The following is a 10,120-nucleotide window of genomic DNA, read 5'->3' as shown; positions in this document are numbered from 1 at the left end:
AAGAGGCTTTCGTAAGCGAAAGTCAACGGAAAGTGCAAGCCGGGAATCGGGGCCCCAGCAAAGAGACTTTCGTAAGCGAAAGTCAACAGACAGTGCAAGCTGGGGATTGGAACCACAGGGCATAGGCTATAGTGCATATTTAAATGATAGAATTTTTTTATAGTAGAAAAGGTGCCAACAGTGCAGTTATTTGTTGAGGAATTGAATAAGAAAGTGTTATGATATGTGAGGAATATTTAAGACTTGGTACTAAAATGAGGGGTGAGAGTTTGAAGCTAAAGAAAGACGAACGCAGAATAGCAATTCGAAATGCAATTGAAGCCAACCCCTTTATTACAGATAATGAACTTTGTGAAAAGTTTGATGTTAGTATTCAGACGATTCGCTTAGACCGTACGCATTTAAATATTCCAGAGTTGCGCAAGAGAATTAAACTTGTGGCTGAACAGAATTATGGACAAATTAAGTCTATTGAAGCCAATGAAATTATTGGAGATTTAATTCAAGTAGAGCCAGATGTAAAAGCACAGTCTCTCATAGAAATTACTGAAGACTACGTTTTTGCAAAAACACAAATCGCAAGGGGACATATTCTCTTTGCTCAGTCAAACTCTCTATGCGTAGCACTTATACATAATCCAACAGTATTGACTCAAGAAAGTCAGGTTGCATTTGTCGAAAAAGTAAAATTAAATGATACGGTAAGAGCAGAAGCTCAAGTAATAAATAAAACAAGTAAACATTATTTAATAGAAGTAAATTCATTTGTTAAAGACAAGTTAGTTTTTAAAGGGAAATTTAAAATGTTCTATATAAGTGAGGATGAATTCAATGGTTAAAATTGCAGTTGATATGATGGGCGGAGATGACGCGCCAGGTATCGTACTCGATGCAGTTAAAAAAGCTGTAGAAGACTTTAAAGATTTAGAGATTATTCTTTTTGGTGATAAAGAACAATATAACTTAAATCATGATCGTATTGATTTCAGACATTGTTCTGAAAAAATTGAAATGGAAGATGAGCCAGTTCGCGCGATTAAACGTAAGAAAGATAGTTCGATGGTTAAAATGGCAGAAGCAGTCAAATCTGGTGAAGCGGATGGTTGTGTTTCTGCGGGTAATACTGGGGCATTAATGTCAGCAGGACTATTTATTGTTGGTCGTATTAAAGGCGTAGCGAGACCAGCACTTGTTGTCACATTACCTACTACAGACGGTAAAGGATTTGTCTTCTTAGATGTTGGTGCCAATGCTGACGCTAAAGCTGAACATTTATTACAATACGCACAATTAGGTAATATTTATGCTCAGAAGATTCGCGGTATTAACAATCCATCAGTCTCACTTCTTAACATTGGAACTGAAGCTGCGAAAGGTAATTCATTGACGAAAAAAGCCTATGAATTATTCGAAAAAAATAATTCTTTCAACTTCCAAGGCAATATAGAAGCAAAAACATTGATGGATGGTAATACAGATGTCGTTGTTACTGATGGCTATACTGGAAACATGGTGTTGAAAAACTTAGAAGGTACAGCGAAATCTATTGGTAAAATGTTAAAAGAAACGATTATGGGCAGTTTAAAAAATAAATTAGCAGGCGCTGTTCTTAAAAAAGATTTAGAAACATTCGCTAAGAAAATGGATTACTCTGAATATGGTGGTTCAGTGCTATTAGGTTTAGATGGTACTGTTGTCAAAGCGCATGGTAGTTCTAATGCTAAAGCATTTTATTCAGCGATTAGACAAGCTAAAATTGCTGGTGAAGAAAATATAGTACAAACAATGAGGGAAACGGTAGGTGGAAAAAGTGAGTAAAACAGCAATTATTTTTCCAGGACAAGGTGCTCAAAAAGTTGGAATGGCGAGCGACTTATATAATGAAGAAACACGTTCGACTGAAATTTTAAATCAAGCACAAGCGTCACTAGACTTCGATTTACTTGAAACAATGTTCACTGATGAAGAAGGTAAATTAGGTGAAACTGAAAATACTCAACCAGCATTACTCACTCATAGTGTAGCGTTATTAACAGCTTTAAAAGATTTAAATGCTGATTATACTATGGGGCATAGTTTAGGAGAGTATTCAAGTTTAGTAGCAAGTGGTGTACTTTCATTTGAAGATGCAGTGAAAATTGTACGTAAACGTGGTCAATTAATGGCACAAGCGTTTCCTAATGGTGTAGGTAGCATGGCTGCTGTGTTAGGTTTAGATTATGAAGAAGTAGACAAGATTTGTAAGGATTTATCAAATGAGGATGAATTAATTGAACCAGCTAATATTAATTCACCAGGACAAATTGTGGTCTCAGGTCACAAAACACTCATTGATAAGTTAGTGGAAGAAGGAAAATCTTTAGGGGCAAAACGCGTACTTCCTTTAGCAGTTTCCGGTCCATTTCATTCATCAATGATGAGCGTGATAGAAGAAGACTTTGCTTCTTATATCAATCAATTTAATTGGAATGATGCTCAGTTTCCTGTTGTGCAGAATTATAATGCTCAAGGTGAAACAGATGCAGAAGTAATTAAGCATAATATGGTTAAGCAATTATATTCTCCTGTTCAATTTATTAAATCTACTGAGTGGCTCATTGAACAAGGCGTAGATCACTTTATTGAAATTGGTCCAGGAAAGGTACTTTCAGGATTAATCAAGAAAATTAATAGAGACGTTAAAATTACTTCAATTCAAACACTTGAAGATGTGAAAGGATGGAATGAAAATGAGTAAAAGTGCTTTAGTAACAGGTGCTTCACGTGGTATCGGACGTAGTATTGCATTACAATTAGCTGAGGAAGGATACAACGTTGCTGTCAATTATGCAGGTAGTAAAGACAAAGCAGAAGCTGTGGTTGAAGAAATTAAAGCTAAAGGTGTAGACAGCTTTGCCATCCAAGCTAACGTTGCAAACGGCGATGAAGTTAAGGCGATGATTAAAGAGGTCGTAAGTCAATTTGGTTCTGTTGATGTGTTAGTTAATAACGCTGGTATTACAAGAGATAATCTCTTAATGCGTATGAAAGAACAAGAATGGGACGACGTGATTGATACAAACTTGAAAGGTGTATTCAATTGCATTCAAAAAGTCACACCTCAAATGTTACGTCAACGTGGTGGCTCAATTATTAACTTATCAAGTGTTGTTGGCGCAGTAGGAAACCCTGGTCAAGCAAACTACGTAGCTACTAAAGCAGGTGTTGTTGGTTTAACTAAATCAGCTGCTCGAGAACTTGCGTCACGTGGTATAACTGTTAATGCCGTAGCGCCTGGATTTATTGTTTCTGATATGACAGATGCGCTTAGTGATGAGCTTAAAGATCAAATGTTAGAACAAATTCCTTTGGCACGTTTCGGTGAAGATACTGATATTGCGAATACTGTCGCATTCTTAGCTTCAGATAAAGCGAAATATATTACGGGTCAAACTATTCACGTTAATGGCGGAATGTATATGTAAAGCACTACTTTGTTTTCTATAGAAAACAATTTGTAGTTCTTGTACAATAGGCTTTTCCTATTGTAATCCTATTAACAAGGAACACAATGGTTGTACCATTGCGTAAGTATCACTAATCATTGAAATGAAAGTGATACTTTATAAGCACTAAAGTGCAGTATGGTATACAGTTGTTGGCACAACTGCATAAGAAACACTAGGCACTAAAGTGCTAAGTGTTTCTAAAAATTGTACTTGTATTTTAGAATCTAAAATGGGAAAATATAGTAGTCTATGGATAGACGCTTTTAAAGGAGGTGAATCGACGTGGAAAACTTCGATAAAGTAAAAGACATCATCGTTGACCGTTTAGGTGTAGATGCTGATAAAGTAACTGAAGATGCATCTTTCAAAGATGATTTAGGCGCTGACTCACTTGATATCGCTGAATTAGTAATGGAATTAGAAGACGAATTTGGTACTGAAATTCCTGATGAAGAAGCTGAAAAAATCAACACTGTTGGTGATGCTGTTAAGTACATCAATAGCTTGGAAAAATAATAAAACTTACATCTGAGTCGTCACTCACGTCGGCTCAGATTTTTTCTTTAGTTTTATTTTATTTTCACGTAAAATTAAAGTATATTGAAATTTAATTTTTTGGACAAGGAGGTTAGACAGTGGCTAACCAGAAAAAGATAGACATGGTCAAAGATTTCCAACAAACATTTACTAATAAAATGAATGAGTGGGGTTTCAGTTTTAATAATATCGATTTGTATCAACAAGCGTTCTCACACTCGAGCTTTATTAATGATTTTAATATGAATAGATTAGATCATAATGAACGTTTAGAATTTTTAGGTGATGCGGTATTAGAATTGACGGTTTCACGCTATTTGTTTGATAAGCATCCTCATTTGCCAGAAGGTAATCTGACAAAGATGCGTGCAACAATTGTTTGTGAGCCCTCACTTGTAATATTTGCGAATAAAATTGATTTGAATGAGCTCATTTTATTAGGTAAAGGTGAAGAGAAAACAGGTGGTAGAACAAGACCTTCACTCATTTCAGATGCTTTCGAAGCATTTGTAGGTGCTTTATATTTAGATCAAGGTTTAGAGACTGTTTGGGCATTTGCTGAGAAAGTCATTTTCCCATATGTCGAAGATAATGAATTAGTTGGTGTAGTGGACTTTAAAACACAATTTCAAGAGTTTGTGCACCGTCAGAATAAAGGCGATGTAACCTATCGTTTAATTAAAGAAGAAGGTCCGGCGCATCATAGATTATTTACGTCAGAAGTTATTTTGGAAAATAAAGCAGTTGCAGAAGGTAAAGGAAAGACGAAGAAAGAATCCGAACAGAAGGCAGCAGAACAAGCATATAAGTCAATGAAAAAGAATGAGAAGCTGAGACATCATTAATTATCTCAACTTCCGTTTAATAAATAATAAGTGGAAAGAAGAAGAGATGACGTGTGTCGTGCTGATAAACTAAACAGGAACGGGATAAGGAGAATAAGATGGTTTATTTGAAATCGATAGATGCCATAGGATTTAAGTCTTTTGCCGACCATACGAATGTCCAATTTGATAAGGGCGTCACAGCTATTGTTGGACCTAATGGTAGTGGTAAAAGTAATATTACTGATGCAATTAAATGGGTACTAGGTGAACAATCTGCGAAATCATTACGTGGCGCTAAGATGGAAGATATTATATTTTCTGGTGCAGAACATAGAAAAGCTCAAAATTATGCTGAAGTAAAATTAAAATTAGATAACCAATCTAAGAAATTGCAGATTGATTCAGATGAGTTAGTGGTTACACGTCGTTTATATAGAAGTGGCGAAAGTGAGTACTATTTGAATAACGACCGTGCTCGTTTAAAGGATATTATTGAAATATTTTTAGATTCAGGTTTAGGAAAAGAAGCGTTTAGTATTATTTCTCAAGGCAGAGTAGACGAAATATTAAATGCGAAACCGATTGACCGTCGTCAAATTATTGAAGAATCAGCAGGTGTTTTAAAATATAAAAAACGAAAAGCTGAATCAATCAATAAATTGGATCATACAGAGGACAATTTAACTCGTGTAGAAGATATTTTATATGATTTGGAAGGTCGTGTAGAACCATTAAAAGAAGAAGCTGCCATTGCAAAAGAGTATCAACAACTTTCTAAACAAATGGAACAAAGCGATGTTATTGTCACAGTGCACGACATTGATCAATATAATGAAGATAATCGCCAATTAGACAATCGTTTGAACGAGTTAAAGAGTCAACAAGCGGATAAAGAGGCACAACAAGCGCAAATTAACCAGTTATTGCAAAAGTTTAAAGGCGAACGTCAACAGATTGACCATGATATTGAAAAGTTAAACTATGAGTTGGTTAAGACAACAGAAACATATGAACAACTTGCTGGTAAGTTGAACGTTTTAGAAGAACGTAAAAAGAACCAATCAGAAACGAATGCAAGATATGAAGAAGAATTAGAAAACTTAAATGCACAAATCAAATCTATTGATGAAGAAAAACGTCAAAATGAAGAGATACTTAGTGAGTTAAAGGATAAACAAAAGCAATTAAATAAAGAAGTACAAGATTTAGAGTCACTCCTTTATGTTTCTGATGAACAACATGATGAAAAGCTAGAAGAAATTAAAAATAATTATTATACATTAATGTCTGAGCAATCTGACGTTAATAATGATATTCGTTTCTTGGAACATACGATAAATGAGAACGAAGCGAAGAAATCTCGATTAGATTCAAGATTAGTTGAAGCATTTAATCAGTTAAAAGAAATTCAGAATAATATCACTGAAACTGAAAAGAATTACAAAGCGTCTAAAAAAGAGATGTCTGAAGCTGAACAACAAATCAATCGTCTAGAAAAAGAATTAACAGCTTCTAAAAAGCTTCAATCAGAGTATGAAGACAAACTTTATCAGGCGTATCGTTATAATGAAAAGCTAAAATCTAGAATTGATAGTTTAGCTACTCAAGAAGAAGATTATACGTATTTCTTTAACGGTGTTAAACATATTTTAAAAGCAAAAAATAATGAATTAAATGGTATTCATGGTGCGGTAGCAGAGGTTATCGACGTGCCATCGCAAATGACACAAGCAATTGAAACAGCTTTAGGCGCCTCTCTCCAACACGTGATTGTGGATAGTGAAAAAGATGGCCGACAAGCCATCCAATACTTAAAACAACGTGGATTAGGTAGAGCAACATTTTTACCTTTGAATGTTATCAAACCACGTCAAATTGCTTCAGATATAAAAGATATTGCACGTAATACAGATGGTTTTATTAATATTGCTTCAGATGCTGTGAAGGTTTCATCTAAATACCAAAGTATCGTTGGAAATTTATTAGGAAATACCATTATTGTGGATGATTTGAAACATGCAAATGAGTTAGCTAGAGCGATTCGCTATCGAACTCGAATTGTTACGTTAGAAGGAGATGTCGTGAATCCAGGAGGATCAATGACAGGTGGTGGCGCTCGTAAAACGAAGAGTATTCTCTCACAAAAAGATGAATTATCGACAATGCGTCATCAACTTGAAGCGTATCAACGACAAACTGCCGAATTTGAACGTCATTTTAAAGAGCAAAAAGACAAAGCTGAAAAATTAAGTGAACAATATTTCGATGCGAGTCAACAATATAATACATTAAAAGAAAAAGTGCACCATCATGAACTTGAGTTAGATCGATTAAGAACGCAAGAAACGCACCTTAAAAATGAACATGAAGAGTTTGAATTCGAGAAAAATGATGGTTACCAAAGTGATAAGAGTAAAGAAACGTTAACGCAAAAACAAACTCGACTTTCAGAGATACAACAGCAATTGACTGAATTGGAAAGTGACATTGAGCGTTACACTCAATTATCTAAAGAAGGAAAAGAATCAACGACGCAAACTCAACAACAACTCCATCAAAAGCAATCTGATTTAGCAGTAGTCAAAGAAAGAATTAAATCGCAAAAACAAGCAATTGAGCGCTTAGATAAACAATATGAATCAACACAACTGCAAATTAAAGATGTTCAAGAGAAAATCAGACTATTCAATTCGGATGAAATGATGGGCGAACAAGCCTTTGAGAACTTGAAATCTCAAATTCAAGAACAAGAAGAAGAACGAGATCGTCTTAACCATCAACTTACAGACATTAAACAACAACGTATCGAACTGAATGAGACGATTGAGCGTAATGAAAGTCAACTTCAAGAATGTCACCAAGATATTCTATCAATTGAAAATCATTACCAAGATATTAAAGCGAAACAATCGAAGTTAGATGTACTTATTAACCATGCAATTGACCATCTCAACGATGTTTATCAACTTACAGTAGAAAGAGCACGCACTTTATATGAATCTGACGAACCGATTGAGAGCCTGCGTAAAAAAGTGAAATTGACTAAAATGTCGATTGATGAATTAGGACCAGTCAATTTAAATGCGATTGAACAATTTGAGGAATTAAATGAACGATATACGTTCCTAAATGAGCAACGCACTGATTTAAGAGAAGCGAAAGAAACATTAGAGCAAATTATAAACGAAATGGATAGAGAAGTAGAAGGGCGATTCAAAGAAACATTCCATGCAGTTCAGTCGCACTTCACAACCGTATTTAAGCAGTTGTTTGGTGGAGGTCAAGCCGAGTTACGTTTGACTGAAGATGATTACTTAGCTGCTGGAGTGGATATCATTGTTCAACCTCCAGGTAAGAAGCTTCAACACCTTTCTCTATTAAGTGGTGGGGAACGCGCCTTAAGTGCTATAGCATTATTATTTGCAATTCTAAAGGTTCGTTCTGCTCCATTTGTTATACTAGATGAGGTAGAAGCTGCGCTTGATGAGGCAAATGTTATTCGCTATGCACAATACTTAAATGAATTATCAGAGCAGACACAGTTTATAGTAATTACGCATCGTAAAGGAACGATGGAATTTTCAGATCGCTTATATGGTGTGACAATGCAAGAATCAGGTGTGTCTAAACTGGTTAGCGTTAACCTAAATACTATAGATGAGGTTATGAAGGAGGAACAAGCATGAGCTTTTTTAAACGCTTAAAGGATAAATTTTCTGGTAAAAGTGAAGACGATATTCAAAAAGAGTTAACCGAAGATGTGGAATCAGACGCATCTAGTGACTCTGATACATCCACTGAGTCAGACGACTCGAATTTGAATGAAACAGCTGAAGATTCTAAACCTAAGAAAAAGCCGAAAAAATTGAGTGAAGCAGATTTCGATGAAGATGGTTTAATATCTATCGAAGACTTTGAAGAAATAGAAGCACAGAAAATTGGTGCTAAATTCAAAGCTGGTTTAGAAAAATCTCGACAAAATTTCCAAGAACAATTAAACAATTTAATTGCGCGTTACAGAAAGGTCGATGAAGATTTCTTCGAAGCACTAGAGGAAATGTTAATTACTGCAGATGTTGGATTTAATACTGTAATGAAATTAACAGATGAATTACGTACTGAAGCTCAAAGACGTAATATTCAAGAAACTGAAGACTTACGTGAAGTTATTGTTGAAAAAATCGTAGAAATTTATCATCAAGAAGATGATCATTCTGAAGCGATGAATATTGAAGATGGCAGATTAAACGTTATCTTAATGGTGGGCGTCAATGGTGTAGGTAAAACAACGACGATTGGTAAATTAGCATATCGTTACCAACAAGAAGGTAAGAAAGTTATGTTGGCTGCTGGTGATACATTCAGAGCTGGTGCAATTCAACAGTTACAAGTTTGGGGAGAACGTGTAGGCGTAGAAGTTGTGAGTCAAAGCGAAGGTTCTGACCCTGCTGCTGTCGTTTATGACGCTATTAATGCTGCGAAGAATAAAGGTGTAGACATCTTAATTTGTGATACTGCTGGCCGTTTACAAAATAAATCTAACTTAATGCAAGAGTTAGATAAAATGAAACGTGTGATTAGCAGAGCCATTCCAGATGCACCTCACGAAGCATTATTATGCTTAGATGCGACTACTGGACAAAACGCATTATCACAAGCCCGCTCATTTAAAGAAGTTACAAATGTATCGGGTATTGTATTAACTAAACTAGATGGTACTGCTAAAGGTGGTATCGTTCTTGCCATTCGAAACGAATTACACATTCCTGTTAAATACGTTGGTTTAGGTGAAAAATTAGACGACTTACAACCATTTAATCCTGAAAGTTACGTTTATGGCTTATTTGCCGATATGATTGAACAAAATGAAGATATTCCTGATGAATTAGTGGAATCATCTAACGAAACTGAAGAAGGTACACAAGATGGGTCAAAATGATTTAGTTAAAACACTTAGAATGAATTATTTGTTTGATTTTTATCAATCATTATTAACTCAAAAGCAAAGAAACTACTTAGAATTATTCTATTTACAAGATTATTCACTAAGTGAAATTGCTGATACATTTGAAGTGAGTAGACAGGCAGTTTATGATAATATAAGAAGAACTGGCGATTTAGTAGAAGACTATGAATCTAAATTAGGCTTATATCGACGATTTGAAAAACGTCAAGAAATTTATAACTTAATGAAACAATCGCTTAATCAACCTGATTTGCTTAAACAATATATTAAACAATTAGAAGAGTTAGAGTAGTCATTATTTT

General features: G+C 35.0%; 9 protein-coding genes. All 9 read left to right on the top strand.

The features are described 5' to 3' along the window. Positions 1-269 precede the first annotated feature (269 nt). The 9 genes from fapR (at position 270) to HMPREF2580_RS07460 (ending at position 10,110) form a co-directional block, all read left to right on the top strand. Positions 270-839: a transcription factor FapR gene (gene fapR, locus HMPREF2580_RS07500; protein ID WP_070831650.1), complete on the top strand. Its 570-nt coding sequence runs from the start codon at positions 270-272 to the stop codon at positions 837-839. Beyond that, positions 832-1,818, top strand: coding sequence for a phosphate acyltransferase PlsX (gene plsX / locus HMPREF2580_RS07495; RefSeq protein WP_037541395.1), 987 nt, complete (start codon positions 832-834; stop codon positions 1,816-1,818). Before fapR ends, plsX begins: the two co-directional genes overlap by 8 nt. Further along, complete coding sequence (gene fabD, locus HMPREF2580_RS07490) at positions 1,811-2,737, top strand: ACP S-malonyltransferase (RefSeq protein ID WP_070831647.1); 927 nt, start codon at positions 1,811-1,813, stop codon at positions 2,735-2,737. Before plsX ends, fabD begins: the two co-directional genes overlap by 8 nt. Further along, positions 2,730-3,464 (top strand): 3-oxoacyl-[acyl-carrier-protein] reductase, encoded by a 735-nt coding sequence (gene fabG / locus HMPREF2580_RS07485; RefSeq protein ID WP_037541397.1) that lies wholly within the window; start codon positions 2,730-2,732, stop codon positions 3,462-3,464. The genes fabD and fabG overlap by 8 nt, the downstream gene beginning before the upstream one ends. 306 nt (positions 3,465-3,770) lie before the next feature. Beyond that, entirely contained in the window at positions 3,771-4,004 is a 234-nt protein-coding gene (locus HMPREF2580_RS07480) for an acyl carrier protein (RefSeq protein WP_001830184.1), read from the top strand. A 119-nt stretch (positions 4,005-4,123) separates the two neighbouring features. Next, on the top strand, positions 4,124-4,870 hold the full coding sequence (gene rnc / locus HMPREF2580_RS07475) for a ribonuclease III (protein ID WP_002442511.1): 747 nt from the start codon (positions 4,124-4,126) through the stop codon (positions 4,868-4,870). A 98-nt stretch (positions 4,871-4,968) separates the two neighbouring features. After that, positions 4,969-8,538, top strand: a complete 3,570-nt coding sequence (gene smc / locus HMPREF2580_RS07470) for a chromosome segregation protein SMC (RefSeq protein ID WP_070831645.1) — start codon at positions 4,969-4,971, stop codon at positions 8,536-8,538. After that, positions 8,535-9,791 carry a signal recognition particle-docking protein FtsY gene (ftsY, locus tag HMPREF2580_RS07465; protein ID WP_070831643.1) on the top strand — a complete coding sequence of 419 codons (1,257 nt, stop codon included), beginning with the start codon at positions 8,535-8,537 and terminating at the stop codon, positions 9,789-9,791. Before smc ends, ftsY begins: the two co-directional genes overlap by 4 nt. Then, a complete protein-coding gene (locus HMPREF2580_RS07460) occupies positions 9,778-10,110 on the top strand; it encodes a putative DNA-binding protein (protein ID WP_002442519.1) in 333 nt (110 codons plus the stop codon). Before ftsY ends, HMPREF2580_RS07460 begins: the two co-directional genes overlap by 14 nt. Positions 10,111-10,120 lie beyond the last annotated feature (10 nt).

Source organism: Staphylococcus sp. HMSC036D05 (genome assembly GCF_001836225.1).
In the GTDB taxonomy this organism is placed as follows: Bacteria; Bacillota; Bacilli; order Staphylococcales; family Staphylococcaceae; genus Staphylococcus; species Staphylococcus caprae.
This window is presented reverse-complemented; position numbering and strand designations above follow the sequence as displayed.

Excerpts from the sequence above, each read along its gene's own strand:
- fabG (WP_037541397.1), top strand. The coding sequence starts at position 2,730 with ATGAGTAAAAGTGCTTTAGTAACAGGTGCTTCACGTGGTATCGGACGT.
- smc (WP_070831645.1), top strand. The coding sequence starts at position 4,969 with ATGGTTTATTTGAAATCGATAGATGCCATAGGATTTAAGTCTTTTGCC.
- plsX (WP_037541395.1), top strand. The coding sequence starts at position 832 with ATGGTTAAAATTGCAGTTGATATGATGGGCGGAGATGACGCGCCAGGT.
- HMPREF2580_RS07460 (WP_002442519.1), top strand. The coding sequence starts at position 9,778 with ATGGGTCAAAATGATTTAGTTAAAACACTTAGAATGAATTATTTGTTT.
- ftsY (WP_070831643.1), top strand. The coding sequence starts at position 8,535 with ATGAGCTTTTTTAAACGCTTAAAGGATAAATTTTCTGGTAAAAGTGAA.